The sequence below is a fragment of the Longimicrobium sp. genome (assembly GCF_035474595.1).
GTDB lineage: Bacteria > Gemmatimonadota > Gemmatimonadetes > Longimicrobiales > Longimicrobiaceae > Longimicrobium.
The window spans coordinates 1-22,893 of sequence record NZ_DATIND010000046.1 but is presented as its reverse complement, the minus strand read 5'-3'; the positions used below and the strand labels follow the sequence as shown (position 1 = coordinate 22,893).

Genomic DNA, 22,893 nt, shown 5'->3' with positions numbered 1-22,893 from the left:
GCGGAAGTGCGGCGCTTGACACCCCGCACCCCGTTCACTATACTTCTCGTGTGGACTGGGCATACCCGGTCGGCAAAAGGCCTCGGTGACTCGTCACCGGGGCCTTTTGCTGTCCGGGAGCTTCAGGGAAACACCTTGAGTCCCCACCCGGTGACCCGTCCGTCCGGACTGCGCCGGAACTTCGGGTGGATGATGTCGTAGGCGCGGTTGGGCTGGCCGGGCGCGAGGATCTTGCGGCCGATCGGCCGGGCGACGAGGTCCGCCAGCTGCAGGCCGGCGGAGTTGCACCTCTTGTCGCACATCACCAGCTCGAACGGCAGCTTCTTCCCCGTCGCGTTCGCGCCGCCGCAGATCCGCCGGAACTCCGCCTCCAGATCGGCGTCCTCCCTCGCGCCCCGGCGCTCGAACAGGATGTGCGTCGTCCCGTCTCTGCATCCAAGTCCGCGCAGCTCCAGGTAGGCACGCTCCAGCCCGAAGCCCATCGCCACGTGATACGGGTTCGGCGGCTGCGGATAGCGCTGCCGGTGCTGCTCCTTGCGGATGGCGCTGGCGATGATCCGGAACTCCACCGTTCGCATCCGTTCGTTCAGATCCTCCAGGAAGCCGTCGCGGCGCGTCGGGTCCCGCAGCATGGCGAACGGCCCGCGGTTCTTGCGGATGTCGGTCTCGTGCAGGATCACCTGGTCGTGGCCGAAGTGGCGGAACTTCAGCGCCGTCACCGCGGGGATGGCCGCGCAGGCGTAGCTCTGCTTGTCGAAGACGCACAGCGGCAGCACGAACATCGGGTAGTTGGGATCGATGGATTCCATCCCGTGGTCGCCGCTCTCGTCGCCAAATATCACGTAGTCGTCGAATCGGGGCATGGGCCGCGGGAGAGATGATCGGGGTGCGCATGGACGGAAGGGGGCGAATCCTACACCGCGGACGCACATCGCGAAAGTGAACGGGCTCTTCGCGCGATCTGTTTCCTTGCTGCCCCCGCGATCGCCCGCCTACCTTCGTCGCTCTCCCAGGGACAGACTCTCGCGTGGCGGAGGTGGGCGGTGGGCGAGGCAGCGCAGCGATGAGCACCACCGCCGTCCGCGCGCCGTGCGACGAGGGCGTGATCCGCGCCGGGGATGCGCCCGCGCGCGGCGTCTCCGCCGCGGCCGGGCCGCGCGCGGGCACATGGGTGCTGGTGGCGGCGATGCTGGGCTCCAGCATGGCGTTCATCGACGGCACGGTGGTGAACGTGGCGCTGCCGGTGCTGCAGCGCGCACTGCGGGCCGACGTGGCGGGGGTGCAGTGGGTGGTGGAGGCCTACGCGCTCCTCCTCTCGGCGCTCCTCCTGGTCGGCGGGTCGCTGGGGGACCGCTACGGGCGCAAGCGCGTGTTCGCCATCGGCGTGGGCGTGTTCGGCCTCGCCTCCGTGGCGTGCGGGCTGGCGCCGTCGCTGGCGTGGCTGGTGGCCGCGCGCGCGGTGCAGGGCGTGGGCGGGGCGCTGCTGGTGCCGGGAAGCCTGGCGCTGATCAGCGCCTCCTTCACGCCCGAGCAGCGTGGCCGCGCCATCGGCACCTGGTCGGGGGGGACGGCCATCGCGGCGGGGCTGGGGCCGGTGCTGGGCGGATGGCTGGTGCAGAGCGCGTCGTGGCGATGGATCTTCTTCGTGAACGTTCCCATGGCCGCGGCGGTGCTGGCGATCCTGCTGCGCGTCCCCGAGAGCCGCGACGACGAGGCGGCGCACGCCCCGCTCGACGTGGCCGGCGCCGTGCTGACGACGCTCGGCCTGGGCGGGGTGACGCTGGGGCTGGTAGAGTCCGCGCACCGCGGCTGGACCTCGCCGCTGGTGCTGGGCGGGATCGCGGGCGGGGCGGCGGCGCTCGCCGGCTTCGTCGCTGTCGAGCACCGCTCCCGCGCACCGATGGTGCCGCCCGGGCTCTTCCGCTCGCGCACCTTCACCGGCGCCAACCTGCTGACGCTGCTGCTGTACGCGGCGCTCGGCGGGGCGATGTTCTTCATCCCCTTCGACCTGATCGACGTGCAGGGCTACGGCCCCGCCGCCGCGGGCGCCGCCTTCCTCCCCTTCATCGTGCTGATGTCGGTGCTGTCGCGCTGGTCTGGCGGGCTGGTGGACCGCTTCGGCGCGCGGCTCCCGCTGACCGTGGGGCCGATGGTGGCCGCGGCGGGGTTCGCGCTCTTCGCGCTGCCGGGGATCGGCGGGAGCTACTGGACCACCTTCTTCCCCGCCGTGGTGGTGCTGGGCGCGGGAATGTCCATTGCGGTGGCGCCGCTGACGACGGCGGTGATGGGCGCGGTGGAGTCGCGCCACGCCGGGGTCGCCTCGGGGATCAACAACGCCGTCTCGCGCGCCGCCGGGCTCCTCTCCATCGCCGCGTTCGGGCTGGTGGCCATCGGTGCGTTCGGCGGCGCGCTCCCTGATCGCCTCGCCGCCAACCGCGTCCCCGCCGATGTGGGCCGCGCGGTCGAGGCGCAGCACGTCCGCCTGGCCGCCGCCGCGGCGCCGCCCGGCGCCCCGCCCGCCGTCCGCGCCGCCGCTGACCGCGCGGTGGACGAGGCCTTCGTGCACGCCTTCCGCGTGGTGATGCTGGTGGCCGCCGCGATGGCCGCCGCCAGCGGGATCATCGGGTGGATGATGATCGACCCCACCCCCGCCCTCCGCGCCACCGCATCATCCCCCACAAGTTGAGATCCAGGGCCACACGAATCTTTATCGAGCGCGGGGATGCCAAGGCCGCAGTCCCGAAGGGACTTTGTGCAGTTGTTGCCGCGAATTCATTCGCCTTTCCAGCATCTCCGAGCACAAAACCAAAGGCCCCGAGCCGCAGCCCGGGGCCCATCTTCTTTTGCTCTCCATCCCCCTGACCGGCAGAACCGGAGACAACAGCGAGTCTCCCCAGCTCACGTGCGACCCTGGTTATAGATCCTTCGGCCTGCAACCATCTGGGTGGATAAAAGTTACACTGTGGCCGGCCTCAGGATGACGTCTTGGGGCCACGCGCAGCACGGCTGACTCTCGCCAGGCTACCGCTCCACCGGCACGTCCGCGCGACGGTCGGACGGCGTGCCGCGGCGGCGGCGGACGGGGCGGCGCAGCACCACGCGGGCGCGGCGCGACGCCTCGATGCGGCGGGCGTGCGCGTTCAGCAGGTCGCTGCGGGAGATGATCCCCAGCAGCTCGCCCGGGTCTTCGCGCGAGACCACCACCAGCCGGCCGACCCCCTCGCCCACCATGTGGTCCGCCGCCTCGCGCAGCGAGTTGTCCTCGTACGCCACCACCGGCGCGCGCCGCACCAGCTCGCCGATGCGCCGCTCGCCCGGCGCGTCCGCATCCAGCAGGTCGCGGCGCGTCACCACGCCCGCCAGGCGACCGTCCGCATCGACCACGGGAAAGCCCTGGTGCGACGTCCCCGGCCCGTGCGTGCCCAGCCAGGCGCGCACCCGCTCCAGCGTCTCCCCCGCTTGCAGCGTCACCACCTCGCGCGCGGCCACGTCGCCCACGCGCACGTGGCGCAGGTAGTCGCTCACGAACTCGGTGCCCGCCTCGGTGCCGCGCCGCGCCAGCTTCTCGGTCATGATGGAGTTGCGGCTCACCAGCAGCGAGACGAGGTACGCAGCGCTGCATCCGGCCAGGAGCGGCAGGAGCCCCAGCGGCTGGCGCGTGGTCTCGAAGGCGAAGACCACCGACGCCAGCAGCGCGTGGCTGGCCCCGGCGAAGATGGCCGCCATCCCCACCAGCGCGGCAACGTGCGGGTCCACCCCCAGCGCGGGGACCGCCGCCGCCGTCACCGCGCCGATCGCCGCCCCCGCCCCGCCGCCGATGGTGAAGAGCGGCGCCAGCGTCCCCCCGCTCGTCCCGCTTCCCAGGTACACCGACCAGGAAACGAACTTCAGCACCACCAGCACGATCAGCGCGCGCCCCACGATCCCCCCGGACAGGATCTGGTCGATGTTGGAGTAGCCCACCCCCAGCGTGCGCGGCTCCATCCACCCGATCACCCCCACCGCCACCGCGCCGATGGCCGGCCACCACATCCAGTGCAGCGGGATGCGCTCGAACGCGTCCTCCACCGCGTACACCAGCCGCGTGATCCCCGCCGCGAGCAGGCCGATCACCGCGCCCAAAACCACGTAGGCCGCCAGCGCCGCCCCGCCCGGCTGCGCGACGACCGGCATGGGGAACACCGGCGCCGAGCCCATCAGCGCCATCCGCACCCCCGTGGCCGCCGCGGCCGCGAGGGCCACGGGAATGACGGAGCGCGCGCGGTATTCGAAGAGGAGGAGCTCTACGGCGAGAAGGACGGCGGAGACGGGGGAGCCGAAGGTGGCCGCCATCCCCGCCGCGGCCCCGGCGGCCAGCAGCGTCTTGCGCTCGTCGGTGGTGATGCGGAGCACCTGGCCCACGATGGAGCCCAGCGCCCCGCCGGTGGCGATGATGGGCCCCTCGGCGCCGAACGGGCCGCCGGTGCCGATGGCCACCGCGGCCGAGAGCGGCTTCAGGAACATCACCCGCGGGGGGATGCGGCTTTCGCCGTGCAGCACCTTCTCCATCACCTCCGGGATCCCGTGCCCGCGAATGGCGGCCGAGCCCCAGCGCGCCATCACCCCCACCACCAGCGCGCCGGCGATGGGGACCAGGATCACCCACGCACCCAGGTGGTTCCCCGCGGGCGAGACGAAGCGCGCCTCGGCGCGCCCGTAGAAGGCCAGGTTGGTGATGAGCCCGATGAGCCGCGTCAGCAGCTCGGCGATGAACCCCGCCGCGATGGCCACGGCGATGGCCACCCCGCAGATCGCCACCGTGCGCCGGTCCACCCGCGGATGCACCCGCGGCGCGCGCACCGACGCCAGCGCGGGGCCCATCGACGGCGCCACCGCCAGCCCATCGCCCGTGGCGCTTGCTTCCACCCGCTCCGGCATCCGTCCGCCATCCTTTAGCTACCGTTCAGCCATCCCCGGGACCCTCGTCCTCGAAGAACATGGGGGCCCCCTCGCCCGCGAACCCCGCGTCGCGCACCAGCGTCTCCAGCGCCTCGGCCAGCTCGTGCAGCCGCGGCTGCGGCATGCGCCGGAGCGCCTCCATCATCCGGATCTGCGCCGTCCGCGGCGCCGCGCCCAGCAGCGCCAGGCCGCGCTCGGTGATGGAGATCTCCATCCGCCGCGCGTCGTCGGCGCTGGGCTCGCGCTTCACCATCCCCCGCTCCACCAGCCGCGACACCACGGTGGAGACCGAGCTCTGGTGGGTGCTGGTGCGCTCGGCCAGCTCGTTCACCGAGCGCGCCGGCGCGTCCTGCAGCTGCTGCAGCACGAACAGCTGCGCGCCGCTGATCCCGATCTCCTTCTCCACCGCGCGGGTGGAGATCCGCAGCGCCCGCACCAGCGACCGGAGCGAGTCCATCACCGCGGTGAGGTCCTCGGCCGAAACCTGCCCTGCGATCTGTTGGGCTCCCATACGTGTCTCAAACTTAGCGGTTCGGGTGGGCGTCCTCAAGCGTCCGGGATTCCGCAGGGCCCGATGCGCGTACGGGCCGGGCGGCCGCGCGGATGCATCGGGTTTGCGCAGTATGGCGACCGCGCGCGCAAAGTCCAAGGGGGCGGCGGCGCTTGCCCGCGCGGCGGCGGCGCGGATACCTTTCGGCTCCCACCCTTCTTCCGGTTGCGGCCCAACGACTTGGGCGCGCCGTGCACCGCTTCGTGAACACGCATCCGCCATGCGTCCCCTCTGCCGTCTCCTTCGCCTGGCATGCGCCGCGCTCGCGCTGGTGCCGGCCGCCACCGCCTGCCGCGGCGGCAGCCACGCGCAGTCGTCGGCCGCGCACGCGGGCCACGCCGCGGTCGACTGGGCCAGCGTCGGCGACCGCGACCTGAACATCGCCTCCGTCTTCCTGGTCGCCCGCGACGCGGGGGTGCGGCAGGCGCTCGACAGCCTTTCCGTGCTCACCCGCGCCGACCCGCAGCTGGAGCTGCAGGGGCACGCGATCGCGCACGGGCTGGGCCGCTTCGCCGTCGCGCGGCGCGGCTACGACCTGGCGGTGTTCGCGGAGTGCCGGCCCACCTTCCTCTCCGGCTGCTACCACGGCGTGCTGGAGGGCTACATGTCCATCCGGCGCGCGGGCGACGTCGCCTCGCTGCGGGGCGCGTGCACCTCGGCCGCGGTGCGCGCGATGCCGCCGTACGCCTTCCGCGAGTGCGCGCACGGGATGGGGCACGGGCTCATGGGCGTGCGCGCGCACGACCTCTTCGCCACGCTGGGGGATTGCGACGCGGTGCTCCCCGCGGGCCTCGCGCGGCGCGAGTGCTACGACGGCGCGTTCATGGAGAACGTGGTGCACGGGATGGGGACGATGGACGTGAACGTGGGCGACGCGATGGCCGGGCACCACGCCCACGCCGCCGCCGACCGCAAGCTGCTGAAGGCGGACGATCCCTGGTTCCCCTGCGACAGCATCGCCGCCGCGGGGCACCAGCCCTCGTGCTGGGCGTACCAGCCCGTCGTCTTCTTCGTCTCGTTCGGGGGAGACATGGACCGCGTGGTCCGCGCCTGCGACCGGGCCCCCGCCGCCTCCGCCGCCGCCTGCTTCCGCGGGCTGGGGAAGCAGACCATGGGGCGGATGCCCACCCAGCCGCTGCGAGTGGTGCGCATCTGCCGCCAGGCCGGCGCCGCCTACACGGGCGACTGCCTGGCCGGCGCGGTGGAGTTCTTCGTCGACAAGGAGTGGAAGGCCGAGCCCGCGTTCGCCTTCTGCGCGCAGGTGCCATCGGCGGAGAAGGAGGGATGCTACCGCGCCGTCGGCGAGCGCCTCGCGTGGATCGACCCCGCCCCCGCCGCCATCCGCGCCGCCTGCGCGAAGGCGGGAGATGCGTACGCCGCCGCCTGCACTTCCGCCGCCGAGTCCGAGCACGCCCCGGACGTCGTCGCCCAGGCCGCCGCCGCGAGTCCCCCGCCCGCGCCGGCCTCTCCCGCCCCGGCGCACGAGCACGGGACGATGCACCACCCGGGCTGAGAAGACGGGTTTCACGCTGAGAAGCAGAGCCGCGGAGAACCGATCGTCGTTCTCCGCGGCTCTGCGTCTCTGCGCGAGGTACAGGATGTTTCGCCCGCTACAGCGCCACCCGGAGCTGCCGCCGCTGGATCCACAGCGCGTTCACCGCCGCGACCGCGATGGCGACGGGGTAGACGAACGCCATGAAGAGCACCGAGCCCGAGAAGCCGCCGCCCCAGTGGTCCGTGCGCTGGAGGTAGTGGATGCGCGCGTCCCCGATCACCATCCACTGCAGGTACGAGTAGAAGATGAACAGCACCAGCGGCATCCAGAGCAGCGCCACCCGCTTCCACCCGATGTACCCGCGGTGCAGCGTCGCCCGGTCGCCCAGCCAGAGCAGCGTCAGCCCGGCCACGTACTTCCCCCACCCGATCGCCTGGTAGGCGAAGTCCGCGCCCCGCAGGTCGCTGTCGGAGTACGCGCTCCCCGCCAGCGTCGTCACCCCGAACCCCGCCAGCAGCACCGCGCCCGTGGTGAACAGCAGCGCCGCCAGCACGAACTCGCGCGGGTTCTCGGAAAGCGGCCGGCGTTGGGCGATGCGTCGCATGGGAATCTACTCTTCAGATGGGAGTTTCCTCGGAATACCTCGGAATACCTCGGAATACCTCGGAATGTGCGACTTCCCGCGTCCTCGCGCGAGGCGGTCACGCTGCGACGATCCAGCGTACCCCGCGCGTAACTCCCACCTTCCGTACCAGGCCGAGATGAACGAGCGTGCGAAGTTCCGCCAAGGCCTTGAAGTCGGAGATTTTCTGCGAGAGGAACGGCCGAAGCCGATCGGAAGAAAGACCGCCTTCTCTCGCGAGCACCTCCAGAATCTCCTGCTGAAGCGGGGTCAGATCGTACCCCGCGCGTGACGGAGGTACGTAACCGTTCGGGCTGAACCGCGCAACGAGCTCAGGCCCGCGCACCTCGAACTCGGCGACGGCCAAGCCCGCGCGCTCGGTGAGTTCCAGGATCTTCAGCGTTCCGCTCCCCCACTGCTCGATGATTCCGCGGCGGTACAACGCCGACGCGATCAGGGGGTTCATCGCCACGGATACGTGAGGCCGCGCCAGATCTTCCAGTGTGAACCCGGCAGGAAGCCGGCCGGGATTGGAGATCTCCATGCGGTCGTCGAAGATCGCCACGGCGATCGACCCGCCGTGTGCGGCGTAGTCGCGGTGGCAGACTGCGTTCGCGAGTGCCTCGCGCAACGCGACGGGCGGATACAGCGGATCGTCGCGGCGCTCGAAGAGATTCGGAACCACACGGCCGGCCACGGGCACGTGCATCCGGATGAACCGGTCCGCTGCGTCCAGGACGTCGAACACGTTACCGGTGACCTGCCGATTGTCGAGGAACTCGGACTTGTCCACGCCCTTGAAGGCGGCCAGCCGCAGACTGCATTGCGGATAGAACGGGAGCAGCCGCTCGCTCCGGCCGAACAGCGCGACCGCGGCGTTCAGAAGGTGCTCCCCGTCGAGCAGACCCAGCCCGCGCAGCAGCGCGCGCGGCTCCCGCGTGCCGGGATCGCCGATCCTTCCGTTCGTGATCCCCGCCTCGATCGTGGTGACGATCTGCGCGTGGTCAAGATCGTCGAGCCCGATTCCGTGCGCGCGCTGAGTCTCCCATCGGCTGGTCGGATGCATGGCATCGAGCAGCCGCTGGCGGTACTCGGCCTGTCCCATCGCCACGGTGGTGGGGCCGATACGGACATACGGCCGGCCTTCGAACGTGTACACCGCCCCGCCGCTTGCTTCGGGCACGCGCAGCAGGACCACGGAGCGACGCTCGTCCACCGGCAGCACGTCGGGGGCGATGAGCGGCCGCGGCTCGATCCGCGAAATCTCGCGTACGACGTCGGCGAGCGTGCCCGCGGTCACCTCCTGCCCGCGCACCTCGCCCGAGTCCGTCACGCCGAACAGCACGAATCCGCCGCGCGTGTTCAGCATCGCGCAGACCGTCCGCGCGCTCTCGGTGCGCTGGCCGGTGGAGCGCTTGAACTCGACCTGCTGTGACTCTCCGCCCGACACGAGCGCCCTGAGCTCGTCCGAAAGCATCCTTCCCCACCCATCGGTCAAGGTATGAACGGAGGAAACGAGGAGAGGCAAAGATACAGGGAGAACGTTTCCCGTCCAGAGTGCGCGAGACGCAGAACGGCCCCGGGGCTGGTGAGCCCCGGGGCCGTTCCGCATCCAGCCGAAACCCTCCGCCGGCTTACGCCGGGATCACCGTCGCCTCGTCGGCGGCCGCGATCTCGGGGGCCGGGCGGGCGCTGGCGGCGGGCGCGAACCCGCCGTCGTCGCTCTCCTCGGCACCTTCCGGCGTCTCGGGCCCGAACTCCACCTCGTTGTACCGGTAGATGCCGGTGCCCGCGGGGATCAGGTGCCCGATGATGATGTTCTCCTTCAGCCCCTGCAGGTTGTCGCGCGCGCCGCGGATGGCGGCGTCGGTCAGCACCCGCGTGGTCTCCTGGAACGACGCCGCGCTGATGAACGACTGCGTGGTCAGCGACGCCTTCGTGATCCCCAGCAGCAGCGGCTCGCTGGTCGCCGGCTTCCGGCCGCCGTTCAGCGCCTCCTGGTTGGTGTCCAGGAACACCGTGCGGTCGATGGTCTCGCCCTCCAGGAACTCCGTGTCGCCCGGGTCCATGATCCGGACCTTCTGGAGCATCTGGCGGATGATCACGCCAATGTGCTTGTCGTTGATCTTCACGCCCTGCAGGCGGTACACCTCCTGCACCTCGTTCAGCAGGTACTGCTGCACCGCGGCCGGGCCCTTGATCCGCAGGATGTCGTGCGGATTCACCGGCCCCTCGCTCAGGCGGTCGCCGGCGCGCACGAAGTCGCCCTCGTGCACGCGCAGGTGCTTGCCCACCGGCACCTCGTACACCCGCTCGTTCCCCGCGTCGGGAATCACGATCACCTCGCGCTTGCCGCGCTTGATGTCGCCGAAGCGCACGGTGCCGTCGACCTCGGTGATCACCGCCGGGTCCTTGGGGCGCCTCGCCTCGAACAGCTCGGCGATGCGCGGCAGGCCGCCGGTGATGTCGCGCGTCTTGTACGCCTCGCGCGCGATCTTGGCCAGCGTGGCGCCCGGCTCGATGGCCTCGCCGTCGCGCACCGTGAGCTGCGCGCCCACGGGCACGATGAACTCGCGCAGCTTCACGCTGTTCGGGTCCACGATCTCGATCATCGGGTGCAGCTTCTTGCTGCGGTCCTCGATGATCACCATCTGCCGGCGCCCGGTGCTCTCGTCCAGCTCCTCGCGGACCGTGGCCTCGTCGATGATGTCGATGAAGCGCACGGTGCCGCCGAAGTCGGCCACGATGGGCTCGGAGTACGGGTCCCACGAGAACAGCGTGTCGCCGATGGCGATGGTGTCGCCGTCGTGCACCGAGATGGTGGCGCCGTACGGCACCGCCAGACGGCTGCGCACCGCGCCCTCGGCCGTGCGCATGATGATCTCGCCTTCGCGCGAGGTCACGATCCGCGTCCCGTCGGGGGTCGACACGGTGGTCACGCGGTCGAACTGCGCCACGCCGTCCACCTTGCTCTTCCGCACCGTGGTGGCGGCGATGCGCGCCGCCGTGCCGCCGATGTGGAAGGTGCGCAGCGTCAGCTGCGTCCCCGGCTCGCCGATCGACTGCGCGGCCAGAATGCCCACCGCCTCGCCCGGGTCCACGATTCCCATGGTGGCCAGGTTGCGGCCGTAGCACTTCACGCACAGCCCGCGGCGGCTCTCGCAGGTCAGCACCGAGCGGATCTTCACCGACTGGATGCCGGCGTCCTCGATGTCGTCGGCGATCTCCTCGTTGATCAGCTGGCCGGCCTCCACCAGGATCTCGCCGTCGATCGGGTCGAACACGTCGTCGGCCGCAACGGAACCGACGATGCGGTCCTTCAGCGGCTCGACCACGTCCTCGCCTTCCTTCAGCGCCGACACCTCGAGCCCCAGGATGGTCCCGCAGTCGTCCTCGGTAATGGTCACGTCCTGGGCCACGTCCACCAAGCGGCGGGTCAGGTACCCCGCGTCGGCCGTCTTCAGCGCCGTGTCGGCCAGCCCCTTCCGCGCGCCGTGCGTGGAGATGAAGTACTCCAGCACCGTGAGCCCCTCGCGGAAGTTCGACTTGATGGGGCTCTCGATGATCTCGCCGATGCCGCCGGTGAGCTTCTTCTGGGGCTTGGCCATCAGGCCGCGCATTCCCGCCAGCTGCCGCATCTGGTCACGGCTGCCGCGGGCCCCCGAGTTCATCATCATGTACACGGGGTTGAAGCCGCCGCGGCTGCGCCGGAGGCGGTCCACCATGGCGTCGGCCACGTCGTTGTTGGCGTGCGTCCAGGTGTCGATGACCTTGTTGTAGCGCTCGCCGTTCGAGATCACGCCGTTGTTGTACGCGCGGGTGAAGCGCGTCACGTCCTCGTCGGCCTCGCGAAGGATCTGGTCCTTCTCGGCCGGGATCTCCATGTCCTCGATGCCGACGGACACGCCGCCGAGCGTCGAGTAGCGGAACCCGAACGCCTTCAGGTCGTCGAGGAAGACCACCGTCTTCGCCAGCCCCACCTGCCGGTAGGCGGTGAAGATGATGTCGCCCAGCTCCTTCTTCCCCATGGTGCGGTTCCAGTAGCCCAGCTCGGCCGGAACCACGGAGTTGAAGATCACCCGCCCCGGCGTGGTGCGGATCCACCCGGCCTTGCGCTCCTCGCCCTCCTCCAGCTCGTTCTCGGGGCGCGGGTCGGTGAAGTAGTAGATGGGGCTGTGGTAGCCCACGGCCTTGTGGGCCAGCGCCATCTCCACCTCGGCCACGTTCCCGAAGCGGCGCACCACCTTGGAAAGGTCGGCCTCGGAGCCCGGCTTGCGCTGCTCCAGCAGGTCGGCCTCGAAGGTGGCGTCGTGCTGCGCGGTCTGGTGCGTCAGCCAGTAGCACCCGATCACGATGTCCTGGCTGGGCGCCGCGATGGGCCGGCCGTTGGACGGGAGCAGGATGTTGTTGCTCGACAGCATCAGCACCCGCGCCTCGAGCTGCGCCTCGAACGAGAGCGGCACGTGCACGGCCATCTGGTCGCCGTCGAAGTCGGCGTTGAAGGCGGCGCACACCAGCGGGTGGATGCGGATGGCCTTCCCCTCCACCAGCACCGGCTCGAACGCCTGGATCCCCAGCCGGTGCAGCGTGGGCGCGCGGTTCAGCAGCACGGGGTGGTCGCGGATGATGTCCTCGAGCACCTCGTACACCCGCGGGTCGTCGCGCTCCACGATCTTCTTGGCGCGCTTCACCGTCTCGGCTTCGCCGCGCTTCTCCAGCTCGTGGATGATGAACGGCTTGAACAGCTCCACCGCCATGGCCTTCGGCAGGCCGCACTGGTGCAGCTTCAGCTCGGGACCGACGACGATGACCGAGCGCCCCGAGTAGTCCACGCGCTTGCCGAGGAGGTTCTGGCGGAAGCGCCCCTGCTTCCCCTTCAGCATGTCGGACAGCGACTTCAGCGGGCGCTTGCCGCGGCCGCGGATCGCCTTGCTGCGGCGGCCGTTGTCGAACAGCGCGTCGACCGCCTCCTGCAGCATGCGCTTCTCGTTGCGCAGGATGACCTCGGGCGCGCGCATCTCCATCAGCTTCTTCAGCCGGTTGTTCCGGTTGATGACGCGGCGGTAGAGGTCGTTCAGGTCCGACGTCGCGAAGCGGCCGCCGTCCAGCGGCACCAGCGGGCGCAGGTCGGGGGGGATGACCGGGACCACGTCCATGATCATCCACTCCGGCTTGTTCCGCTCGCTGGCGGTGTCGCCCGAGTTGCGGATGGCGTCGATCACCTTCAGGCGCTTCAGCACCATCTTCTTGCGGTGCTGGCTGGTCTCGCCGGCCACCTGCTCGCGCAGCGTCTCGGCCAGGCTCTCCACGTCGATCTGGCGCAGCAGGTTGCGCACCGCGTCGGCGCCGATGTCGGCCTTGAACTCGGTGTCGCCCTCCTCGCGGGCCTTCTCGCGCAGCGCCAGGAACTCGTCCTCGTCGATCACCTGGCTGTGCTTCACGTCCTGCGCGCCCGGCGCGGTCACCACGTACGCGGCGTAGTAGATGACCTTCTCCAGGTCGCGCAGCGTCATCCCCAGCAGGTATCCCATCTGCGAGGGAAGCGTCTTGAACATCCAGATGTGCGCCACCGGCACGGCCAGCTCGATGTGGCCCATGCGCTCGCGCCGCACCTTGCTGAGCGTCACTTCGACGCCGCACTTGTCGCAGACGTGGCCGCGGAAGCGGATGCGCTTGAACTTTCCGCAGTGGCACTCCCAGTCCTTCACGGGACCGAAGATGCGCTCGCAGAACAGCCCGTCGCGCTCGGGCTTGAACGAACGGTAGTTGATGGTCTCCGGCTTGGTGACCTCGCCGAAGCTCCAGGAGCGGATCTCCTCGGGGGAGGCCAGCTTCACCTGGATGTAGTTGAAGTCCTGAGACCGGGTCTCGCGGCCGCGGGGAAAGTCGATCATGGTCCCCTTGCTGTATCGGGTGTTCCGCCGGCGGTGGTGCGCCGTGCGGTCAAGTCTACCAAAGTCGTCAAGGTCGGGGCCGAGGAAGTGCCCAGTTCCCAGTGCCAAGTGCCAAGTTAAAGAATACTAGGCACTAGGCACTGGGCACTTGGCACTTCTTCAGCTTCCGAGCGTCACTGAAATCCCCAGCGCCTGAAGCTCCTTCACGAGCACGTTGAAGCTCTCGGGAAGGCCGGGCTCCGGAAGGTTCTCGCCCTTCACGATGGCCTCGTACACGCGCGAGCGGCCGTTCACGTCGTCGCTCTTCACGGTCAGGATCTCCTGCAGCGTGTGCGCGGCGCCATACGCCTCCAGCGCCCACACCTCCATCTCGCCGAAGCGCTGCCCGCCGAACTGCGCCTTGCCGGCCAGCGGCTGCTGGGTAACCAGCGAGTACGGGCCGATGGAGCGCGCGTGGATCTTGTCGTCCACCAGGTGGCTGAGCTTCAGCATGTAGATGGCGCCGATGGTCACCGGGCTCTCGAAGGTGTTTCCGCTGCGCCCGTCGCGCATCCACACCTTGCCGCCGGGGGTCAGCCCGGCCGCGGCCATGTGCTCCTCGAGCGCCGCGTTCACCAGCGTGTCGCCGGCCTTCGGCTTCCCGCCCGCCGCCGCCAGCGCGGCCGCCGCGGGATACAGCGTCTCGAAGTCGGCCTCCTTCATGGCCGCCACCTCGCGCGCCGCGGCCACGAGATAGGCCGGCAGCGGGGCCAGCTTCTCGCGCACCTCGGCGGGCACGCGGTCGCCCACCAGCAGGCGGTCCACCGGCCGGCCGATGCCGATCTCCGGCCGCGGCTCGGGCTCGCTTCCCTCCTCCAGCGCGTGCGCGGCGTGCGCGATCGCGCGCACGTCGTCCACGGTGAAGGTGGGCGGCTGCGCCGTCACCCCCAGCGCGCGCCCGGCCCAAACCACGCCGGCCAGGCGGATCAGCACGCCGATCTCGTCTTCCGACGCCCCCTGGAACACGGGGGTCTTGCTCTCGAAGCCCAGCACCCGCGAGGCCCACCCCAGGTGCGTCTCCAGGATCTGCCCCACGTTCATGCGGCTGGGCACGCCCAGCGGGTTCAGGCACACGTCCACCGGGGTGCCGTCGGGCATCACCGGCATGTCCTCGGCGGGAACGATGCGGGCGATGATGCCCTTGTTCCCGTGGCGCCCGGCCATCTTGTCACCCACCGAGATCTTCCGCTTCTCGGCCAGGTACACCTTCACCAGCTGGACGACGCCCGGGGGCAGCTCGTCGGGCTGGAAGACCTTGTCGATCTGGTTCTCGGTCTTCTGGCGCACCCGCTCGATGCGGCGCTTGCTTTCGTCGATCAGGCGGCGGAGCTGCTCGTTGGTGGCGCGGTCGGTCACCTTCAGCGTGGTGAGGTCCACCTCGCCCAGGTCCAGCGCGTCCACCACCTCGTCCGACAGCACGGTGCCCTCGTTGAAGTAGGGCTCCACCGTCCCCTTCTTCAGGAAGAGGGCGGCCTCCTTGCCGCGGATCAGCTCCTTCACCTCTTCGTCGCGCGCCTCGCCGATGCGCTGGATCTCGTTGCGCTCGAAGGTGCGCAGCTCGCCGATCTTCTGGCCGCGCTCCTTCTCGAGGATCGGGTCGTCGATTCGGCGCGAGAAGATCTTCACGTCGATCACGGTGCCCTCCACGCCGGGCGGCACCTTCAGCGAGCTGTCCTTCACATCCTTGGCCTTCTCGCCGAAGATGGCGGTCAGCAGCTTCTCCTCGGGAGACAGCTCCGTCTCGCCCTTCGGGGTGATCTTGCCGACCAGGATGTCGCCCGCCTTCACCCGCGCGCCGATGCGCACCACGCCGCGCTCGTCCAGGTCGACCAGCGACTCTTCCGCGACGTTCGGGATCTCGCGCGTGATCTCCTCCATCCCGCGCTTGGTGTCGCGAACCTGCAGCTCCAGCTCCTGGATGTGGATCGACGTGTACACGTCGTCGCGCACCAGCCGGTCGCTGAGGATGATGGCGTCCTCGAAGTTGTTGCCGTACCAGGGCATGAACGCCACCAGCAGGTTCCGCCCCAGCGCCAGCTCGCCCCCGTCGGTACTGGCGCCGTCGGCCAGCACGTCGCCCTTCTTCACCTGCTGCCCGGGGAACACCAGGGGGCGCTGGTTCAGCGCGGTGTCCTGGTTGGTGCGCCAGTACTTCTTCATCCGGTAGCGGTCGAACTGCGCCAGGCGCCGCAGCGGCTCGTCACCCGTGAGCCCCTCGCCACCGGCGTCCACCACGATGTGGTCGGCCGTGACCTCCTTCACCACGCCGCCGCGCCGGGCCACGACCACGGCGCCCGAGTCGACGGCGATGACGTGCTCCAGCCCGGTGCCCACCAGCGGAGCGTCGGGGAAGAGAAGCGGCACCGCCTGGCGCTGCATGTTCGAGCCCATGAGGGCGCGGTTGGCGTCGTCGTGCTCAAGGAACGGGATCAGCGCCGCGGCGATCGAGACCAGCTGGTCCGGCGCCACGTCCATGAAGTCGATCTCGTCCGGGCGCAGCAGCGGGAAGTCGCCCCGCTCGCGGCAGAGGATGAACTCGTTGGTGAAGGTGAAGTCGGGGCCCAGCGGCGCGTTGGCCTGGGCGATGCGCGCGTTCTCCTCCTCGTTGGCGCTGAGCCACGCCGTGATCCGCGTGACCACCGGGGTCACGTGGATCACCGGCGCCTTCGTGCCCACCGGGATGCGGCCCACGTCGCCCTCGGGCGAAAGCGCGGCCACGCCGGTCACGAAGTCCAGCGCCACCTCGTCGGGCGTGTCGCCGAAGTCGGCGGGGGCCAGCCCCTCCATCTGCCGGGCGTGGATCGCGTCCACCACCTCGGGCGTCAGCACCGTTCCCGGCACCGCCAGCACCGCGGCCGACTTGGGCGCGAACACGCGCACCGGGAGCGAGGCCGGGTTGCGGATGGCCTCGGGAGCCACGCCGCGCGCCGCCGCGCCCGCGCGGCGGGAAACGACGCGCACCAGGTTCACCGGCTGCGCCGCGATGCGGTCGGCCAGCTCCTCGGTCACCCGCTCGCCGCGGCGGGCCAGCACCGTCAGCGTGACGAAGGCCGCGTCCCACTCGGGCTGCGGGATCTCGCCCGCCAGCATGCGCGGGAAGAGCGGAGTCCAGTCCAGCACGTCCTCGGCCAGCTCCGCCCCCACGATCATGGCGCGGAACACCTCACGGCCGCGGGCGGCGTCGACCTCCTCGCCCTTCTTGGCGAACACCTTCGAGCGCTCGCCCAGCACCAGGCGCACCGCGTCGTCCAGCTTCACCGTGGCCGGGTACTGCACCACCGCGCGCACCACCTTGCGGTACGGCGTCTCGATGAAGCCCAGGTCGTTGATCCGCGAGTACGTGGTCAGCGAGTTGATCAGGCCGATGTTGGGCCCTTCCGGCGTCTCGATCGGGCACATGCGCCCGTAGTGCGAGTAGTGCACGTCGCGCACTTCAAAGCCGGCGCGCTCGCGGGTCAGGCCGCCCGGCCCCAGCGCGGAGAGACGCCGCTTGTGCGTCATCTCGGCCAGGGGGTTGGTCTGGTCCATGAACTGGGACAGCTGCGAAGACCCGAAGAACTGCTGGATCACCGCCGACACCGTCCGCGCGTTCACCAGGTCGTCGATGTTGATCTTGTCGGGGTCCGACACGATCGACATGCGCTCGCGCACCAGCCGCGCCATGCGGCTGAGCCCCACCGAGAACTGGTTGGCGATCAGCTCGCCCACCGAGCGCACCCGGCGGTTCCCCAGGTGGTCGATGTCGTCGGTGTAGCCGCGCCCCTCGTGCAGCTCCACCAGGTTGTACAGGATGGCCAGCACGTCCTGCGCGGTCAGCGCCGTCATCCCCGCGGGGGGCACGGCGAAGTCCAGCGAGCGGAAGGCGTCGGAAAGCCGCTGGTTGATCTTGTAGCGGCCCACGCGCCCCAGGTCGTAGCGCTTGTTGAGCGTTTCCTCCAGGTACTCGCTGTAGTCGCTGCGCGCCGTGGCGCTCCCGCCGTCGGCCAGGTCGCCGCTCACGACGAGGGTCGCGCGGGGCTGGAAGAGGAGGCGCCACACCTGCGAGTAGACCTGCACCACGCGGTTCAGCTCGTACACCAGCACGCGCGACGGGCGCGCGGTCTTCTCCGCCCGCTCCTCGCGGAAGTTCTCCCACACGTAGCGGATCCCGCGCTCCTGCGCGTAACGCAGCATGCGCTCCTCGGCGCTCCGCTGCGCCTCGCGCGAGCTGGGGTCGCTGGGGGCCGAGTCGCGCTCGCTCCAGGCGCGCAGGAAGTCGGCCACGTGCATGATGGTGTCGCCGCCCTCGAAGTACTCGTCCTCGGTCCACACGTCGGGGGCCGGGGCCGTGCCCGGGCGCACCAGGTTGTGGATGGCGAAGAGCGAGTCCAGCGTGCCGCGCGTGGGGTCCTTGGCCAGCGTGGCGCGCAGCGACGTGCCCGTCTGCCCCTGCGTGCGGAAGAGCTGGACCGACTCGATGCCGGCGCGCTGCAGGCGGCCGATGACCTCGGCGTTCACCTCGTCGCCCGCGCGGGCGAGCAGGGCCGACGCGATCACCGGCAGCGAGTACACGCCGCCCTCGGTGAGCGCGCGGTACGCGGCCGGCGTCAGGCGCGAGCCGCGCTCGAACACCTCGCCGGTGCCGGGAACCACCACGTCGCGGTACAGCCGCGGCCCCTCGGGGCCCAGCACCGCCGGGTCGGGAACGTCGGCCGCCAGGAAGCCGTGGAACACCTCGCCGCGGCGCCCCTCGCGCGTGCCCTCGCCCGCCAGCGACGCCAGCGCCACCGTGTCGCGGTTGAAGAACACCGAAAGGATGTCGGCGTCGCGCGAGTACCCCACCGTGCGCAGCAGCGCCGTGGCGGGGAACTTCTTCTTCTTATCGATGTGCACCGCGACCACGTCGTGGATGTCGATGGTGAACTCGACCCACGAGCCGCGGAACGGAATGATCCGGGCGCTGAACAGCTTCGACCCGTTGGGGTGCGTGGTCTCCTCGAACACCACGCCGGGCGAGCGGTGGAGCTGCGATACGATCACGCGCTCCGCGCCGTTGATGATGAACGTGCCCAGGGGGGTCAGCACCGGCAGGTCCCCCAGGTACACTTCCTTTTCGATGATGTCCTTCGGACGGCGCTCGTCCCCGATGTCCTCCCACACCACCAGCCGGAGCGTCGCCTTCAGCGGAGCCGCGTACGTCATGTCGCGCTCCATGCACTCCTCCATGTCGTACTTCGGCTCGCCCAAGGCGTAGCGGACGTACTCCAGGGAGAAGTTCCCGTTGACGTCGGAGATGGGGAAGATCTCGTTGAACACGCGCTCCAGCCCGACGTCCTCGCGCTCGCGCGCGGCCGCGTCGGTCTGAAGCAGCGTCTCGAATGCACGAAGCTGAACGTCGAGCAGGTTGGGATGATCCATCCCTGCGACGAGCTTCCCGAACGAGACGATCGGCTTGTTTACGGTTGCCAAGTGGGTCTCCCTCTCGAGCGCGTGGAACCAAACCGGAAGCGCAAACGACCCCGACCGGAAGCCCCGGCGGGGTTACGTGCCGTCCGTATCTATTGAAGAGGCTGCGTGCGCGCCATCGATTCTTTCAGGCTGAAGTTGGACGTGCTTGGGGGCGCTTCTGCCCGCGGAAGCGGTCGGGCGCCCGCCCGGCGAAGCGCCTCCGTTCCGGGAGATGCTTCGCCGGGCAGCCGTCCACTACTTCAGCTCGACCGCAGCGCCCTGCTCCTCGAGCTTGGCCTTGATCTGATTGGCCTCGTCCTTCGAAACGCCCTCCTTCACGGGCTTGGGCGCGCCGTCGACCAGGTCCTTGGCCTCCTTCAGCCCCAGGCCGGTGATCTCGCGGACCACCTTGATGACCTGGATCTTCTTGTCGCCGGCACCCTGAAGCACGACGGTGAACTCCGTCTGCTCCTCGGCGGCCGGGGCGGCGGGGCCGCCCGCGGCGGGGGCGGCGGCCATGGCCATGGGGGCCGCGGCGGTCACGCCGAACTTGTCCTCGAACGCCTTCACGAACTCGGCGAGCTCCAGGACGGTCATGTTGCCGATCGCGTCGAGCAGCTCGTCACGGGTAAGCGTAGCCATTGCAGTGGGCTCCTTCAGTCTAAACGGTACGTGGTTCGGAAAACCGGTTGTCGTTGGTCGGGCTACCCGCGCCATTTCAGGCGCCGGCGCCCTCCTTCTGCTGCCGCAGCGCGTCGACCGCGCGGGCGAATCCCGCCAGGATCTGGCTCATCCCGCCCACCAGGCGCGACATGGGCGCCTGCAGCCCGCCGGCGATCTGCGCCAGCAGGACCTCGCGGGGAGGAAGCTCGGCCAGCTTCTTCACCTGGTCGGCGTTCACCTCGCGGCGCTCCACCACCCCCACCTTCACGGCCGGCCTGTCGCCGAACTCGCGGGCGAAGTCGGTCACCGCCTTGGCGGCGGCCACCGCGTCGTGGCGCCCGATCACCAGCCCGGTGGGGCCGGTGAAGAACGCCGCCACGTCGGGCACGTCGAGTCCCTGCAGGGCCCGCTGGGCCAGCGTGTTCTTCACCACGACGTACTCCACCCCCTGCTTGCGCAGGCGGGCGCGGAACTGCGTCATCTGCTTGACGCTCAGCCCCGTGAAGTCCGTCAGGTAGAAGGCGCTGGCGCCCTCCAGCTTCTGCTGGAGCTCGCCGATGAACTCGTCCTTCTCGCTCCTCTTCATCGGGCTAGCTCCTGCGGAACAGGTTGGCGTCGACGGGCACGCCCGGCCCCATGGTGCTGCTCACCGTCACCGCGCGGACGTAGGTCCCCTTGGCGGCGGCGGGCTTGGCGCGGATCACCGTGTCCATGAACGCGGTGAGGTTCTCCTCCAGCTTCCCGGGATCGAACGAGACCTTCCCGATCGGCACGTGCACGTTCCCCGTGCGGTCCACGCGGAACTCGATCTTGCCGGCCTTGATCTCGCGCACCGCGCGGGTCACGTCCGGGGTGACCGTGCCGGCCTTGGGCGTGGGCATCAGGCCGCGGGGCCCCAGGATGCGCCCCAGCTGTCCCACCTGGCCCATCATGTCGGGGGTGGCCACCACCACGTCGAAGTCCAGCCACCCGTCCTTGATGCGCTGGACGTACTCGGTGCCGACGAAGTCGGCCCCGGCTTCCTCCGCCTCGCGCGCCTTGTCGCCCTGGGCGATCACGAGCACGCGCGCGGTCTTCCCCGTACCGTGGGGAAGGACTACCGCTCCGCGGACGATCTGGTCCGCGTGCCGGGGGTCCACGCCGAGCCGGACGGCCGCTTCCACGGTCTCGTCGAACTTGGCGTAGCTGAGCTCCTTCACCAGCCCCACCGCCTCGGTGGGGGAGAAGGCAGACCCCTGGGGCACACGCGCCTGTGCGTCGCGGAATTTCTTTCCGTGCTTGGGCATGTACTCCCTCAGGCGAAGCCTTGAACAAGTCCTCCCGCCGCTGCGTCGCCCCGCGCGCGGTGGTCAAGCGGACGGAAGCCGGGTCGGGCGACCGGAGTCACGGGAGGGCAGGAGACCGCTCCCTGTGGTCCGAACACCGGCTTCGCTTCTCCTGCCTCCGGCGGAGCACGCAATGCCACAACGCATGCTCCGTCGTCGTCGTCAATCCGTCCCATGGCCAAGAGCCTGGGGACGGGGATGGCCCGTCAGTCGACGACTTCGAGCCCCATCGAGCGGGCAGTGCCCGCGATCATGCGCATGGCGCCGTCGATGTCGGCGGCGTTCAGGTCGGGCATCTTGGTCTCGGCGATCTGCCGGACCTGGTCCTTCGTGACGCGGCCGACCTTGGTCTTCTTGGACGACGCCGAGCCCTTGTCCAGCCCCGCCGCCTTCTTCAGCAGCACGGCCGCCGGCGGCGTCTTGGTGATGAACGTGAACGAGCGGTCGGCGTAGACCGTGATCTCCACGGGGATGATCATCCCCGGCTGGCCCTGCGTCCGCGCGTTGAACTGCTTGCAGAACTCCATGATGTTCACGCCGTGCTGGCCCAGCGCGGGGCCCACGGGGGGCGCCGGGTTGGCCGCCCCGGCCGGAACCTGGAGCTTGATGAATCCGGTAACCTTCTTCGCCATGTCGCGACCCTCGGTCGTTTAAGTCCGCGCCCCGCCGTCCGTGAAGACGGTTCAGAAGCCGCGGAGCTGGGTGTAGTCGAGCTCGATGGAGGTGGGGCGCCCGAAGAGGCTGACTTCCACCTTCACCTTCCCCTTGTCGTGGTCGATGTCCTGCACCGTGCCGCTGAACTCCTTGAACGGCCCGTCGGTCACCTCCACCACCTGCCCGCTGGTGAAGGGGATCAGGATCTGCGGCTCCTCGGCCACGGGGGCCTCGGCTTCCTGCCCGAAGATCTTCGACAGCTCGTCGTCGGACAGCGGCTGCGGCTCGGTGCCCGACCCCAGGAACTTCAGCACCCCCTGGATCCCGGAGATGGTGTGCATGGTGCGCTGGTTGTACACCATCTTCACCAGCACGTAGCCGGGGTAGAGCTTGCGGGTCACGGTCACCCGCTTCCCGTTGCGCAGCTCCACCTGCTCCTGCGTGGGCACCAGCACTTCCTGGATCTGCTTCTGGTCCGGCTCACCCGGCTCCTCGTCGATCCGGCGCTGGATCAGCCGCTGGACCTTGTTCTCGTGCCCCGAGTAGCTCTGGATGGCGTACCACCTGGCCTCCGCCATCGCCGCCCTCAGCCGGTGAAGAGGGAGGTGACCAGTCCCAGGATGGCCATGATGATGCGATCCATCCCGAAGATGACGACCGCGACCGTCAGCACGAACACCACGATCACGCCGGTGGAGCTCTGCAGCTGCGCGCGGTCCGGCCAGGTCACCTTGCGGACCTGCTCGGAGACTTCGTGGAAGAAGTCGAACACGGTGGTGCGGGTCGTCTCTGCCATTCCCTTCCAGGGGGCCGGGGGAAGCGTTTCCTGTCTTGGTTCCTGCCTGCTGCGAAGCACCGGCTCGCGCGGCCGGCCCGGTGGGCCGGCGCGCGGCGCGAAAGACCTACTTGGTCTCGCGGTGCGGCTGGTGCTTGTTGCACCGCGGGCAGTACTTGCTGTACTCCAGACGCTCGGGGTGCTTCCGCTTGTTCTTGGTCTGGTGGTAGTTCCTCTCCTTGCACTCGGTGCAGGCGAGGATGACCTTGTCGCGCATGGCTCCAGCTCCTGTTTCTATGACCGCTCTCTAGACGGCGCGCGGCGGGGAGCGGTCCCCCCGCCGCGCCTGTATGAACCGGCCGGCCTTTACTCGACGATCTCGGTGACGACGCCGGCGCCCACGGTGCGGCCGCCCTCGCGGATGGCGAAGCGAAGCTCCTTCTCCATCGCGATCGGGGTGATCAGCTCCACCACCATCTGCACGTTGTCGCCCGGCATCACCATCTCCACG

16 protein-coding genes and 1 pseudogene are annotated in these 22,893 nt (G+C 69.9%); 2 read left to right on the top strand and 15 right to left on the bottom strand.

The genetic code is table 11. The annotated features are described in order from the left end of the window. Positions 1-122 precede the first annotated feature (122 nt). Positions 123-863, bottom strand: coding sequence for a DUF3800 domain-containing protein (locus VLK66_RS07935; RefSeq protein ID WP_325308852.1), 741 nt, complete (start codon positions 861-863; stop codon positions 123-125). Between the two features lie 200 nt (positions 864-1,063). On the opposite strand from VLK66_RS07935, the gene VLK66_RS07930 reads away from it, so the two are divergent. Then, complete coding sequence (locus tag VLK66_RS07930; protein WP_325308851.1) at positions 1,064-2,686, top strand: MFS transporter; 1,623 nt, start codon at positions 1,064-1,066, stop codon at positions 2,684-2,686. 335 nt (positions 2,687-3,021) lie between these two features. On the opposite strand, the gene VLK66_RS07925 is transcribed toward VLK66_RS07930, so the two are convergent. Both VLK66_RS07925 and VLK66_RS07920 read right to left on the bottom strand, forming a co-directional pair. Further along, a complete protein-coding gene (locus VLK66_RS07925; protein ID WP_325308850.1) occupies positions 3,022-4,917 on the bottom strand; it encodes a chloride channel protein in 1,896 nt (631 codons plus the stop codon). Between the two features lie 25 nt (positions 4,918-4,942). Then, on the bottom strand, positions 4,943-5,449 hold the full coding sequence (locus VLK66_RS07920; RefSeq protein ID WP_325308849.1) for a MarR family winged helix-turn-helix transcriptional regulator: 507 nt from the start codon (positions 5,447-5,449) through the stop codon (positions 4,943-4,945). A gap of 259 nt (positions 5,450-5,708) precedes the next feature. Between VLK66_RS07920 and VLK66_RS07915 the strand changes: the two genes are divergently transcribed. Further along, the gene (locus VLK66_RS07915; RefSeq protein ID WP_325308848.1) at positions 5,709-7,001 is read left to right on the top strand and encodes a hypothetical protein; all 1,293 of its coding nucleotides are present in this window, start codon (positions 5,709-5,711) and stop codon (positions 6,999-7,001) included. 97 nt (positions 7,002-7,098) lie between these two features. On the opposite strand, the gene VLK66_RS07910 is transcribed toward VLK66_RS07915, so the two are convergent. The 12 genes and pseudogenes from VLK66_RS07910 to tuf all read right to left on the bottom strand — a co-directional run. Continuing rightward, positions 7,099-7,587, bottom strand: coding sequence for a hypothetical protein (locus tag VLK66_RS07910; protein ID WP_325308847.1), 489 nt, complete (start codon positions 7,585-7,587; stop codon positions 7,099-7,101). Between the two features lie 97 nt (positions 7,588-7,684). Beyond that, positions 7,685-9,082: an ATP-binding protein gene (locus tag VLK66_RS07905; protein WP_325308846.1), complete on the bottom strand. Its 1,398-nt coding sequence runs from the start codon at positions 9,080-9,082 to the stop codon at positions 7,685-7,687. Positions 9,083-9,239: 157 nt separating this feature from the next. Continuing rightward, positions 9,240-13,499 (bottom strand): DNA-directed RNA polymerase subunit beta', encoded by a 4,260-nt coding sequence (gene rpoC, locus VLK66_RS07900; RefSeq protein WP_325308845.1) that lies wholly within the window; start codon positions 13,497-13,499, stop codon positions 9,240-9,242. Positions 13,500-13,658: 159 nt separating this feature from the next. Then, positions 13,659-18,935 carry a DNA-directed RNA polymerase subunit beta gene (locus VLK66_RS07895; protein ID WP_414676459.1) on the bottom strand — a complete coding sequence of 1,759 codons (5,277 nt, stop codon included), beginning with the start codon at positions 18,933-18,935 and terminating at the stop codon, positions 13,659-13,661. Positions 18,936-19,220: 285 nt separating this feature from the next. Further along, positions 19,221-19,607 (bottom strand): 50S ribosomal protein L7/L12, encoded by a 387-nt coding sequence (gene rplL / locus VLK66_RS07890; RefSeq protein WP_325308843.1) that lies wholly within the window; start codon positions 19,605-19,607, stop codon positions 19,221-19,223. A gap of 76 nt (positions 19,608-19,683) precedes the next feature. Next, entirely contained in the window at positions 19,684-20,214 is a 531-nt protein-coding gene (rplJ, locus tag VLK66_RS07885) for a 50S ribosomal protein L10 (RefSeq protein ID WP_325308842.1), read from the bottom strand. Positions 20,215-20,218: 4 nt separating this feature from the next. Beyond that, the gene (gene rplA / locus VLK66_RS07880; RefSeq protein ID WP_325308841.1) at positions 20,219-20,914 is read right to left on the bottom strand and encodes a 50S ribosomal protein L1; all 696 of its coding nucleotides are present in this window, start codon (positions 20,912-20,914) and stop codon (positions 20,219-20,221) included. 245 nt (positions 20,915-21,159) lie between these two features. Continuing rightward, complete coding sequence (gene rplK, locus VLK66_RS07875; RefSeq protein ID WP_325308840.1) at positions 21,160-21,585, bottom strand: 50S ribosomal protein L11; 426 nt, start codon at positions 21,583-21,585, stop codon at positions 21,160-21,162. Between the two features lie 51 nt (positions 21,586-21,636). Beyond that, positions 21,637-22,185 (bottom strand): transcription termination/antitermination protein NusG, encoded by a 549-nt coding sequence (gene nusG / locus VLK66_RS07870; RefSeq protein ID WP_325308839.1) that lies wholly within the window; start codon positions 22,183-22,185, stop codon positions 21,637-21,639. An 8-nt stretch (positions 22,186-22,193) separates the two neighbouring features. Then, the gene (secE, locus tag VLK66_RS07865; protein ID WP_325308838.1) at positions 22,194-22,403 is read right to left on the bottom strand and encodes a preprotein translocase subunit SecE; all 210 of its coding nucleotides are present in this window, start codon (positions 22,401-22,403) and stop codon (positions 22,194-22,196) included. A gap of 106 nt (positions 22,404-22,509) precedes the next feature. Further along, entirely contained in the window at positions 22,510-22,659 is a 150-nt protein-coding gene (gene rpmG, locus VLK66_RS07860) for a 50S ribosomal protein L33 (RefSeq protein ID WP_325308837.1), read from the bottom strand. An 89-nt stretch (positions 22,660-22,748) separates the two neighbouring features. Next, positions 22,749-22,893, bottom strand: a pseudogene (gene tuf, locus VLK66_RS07855) (elongation factor Tu); the annotation flags it as partial.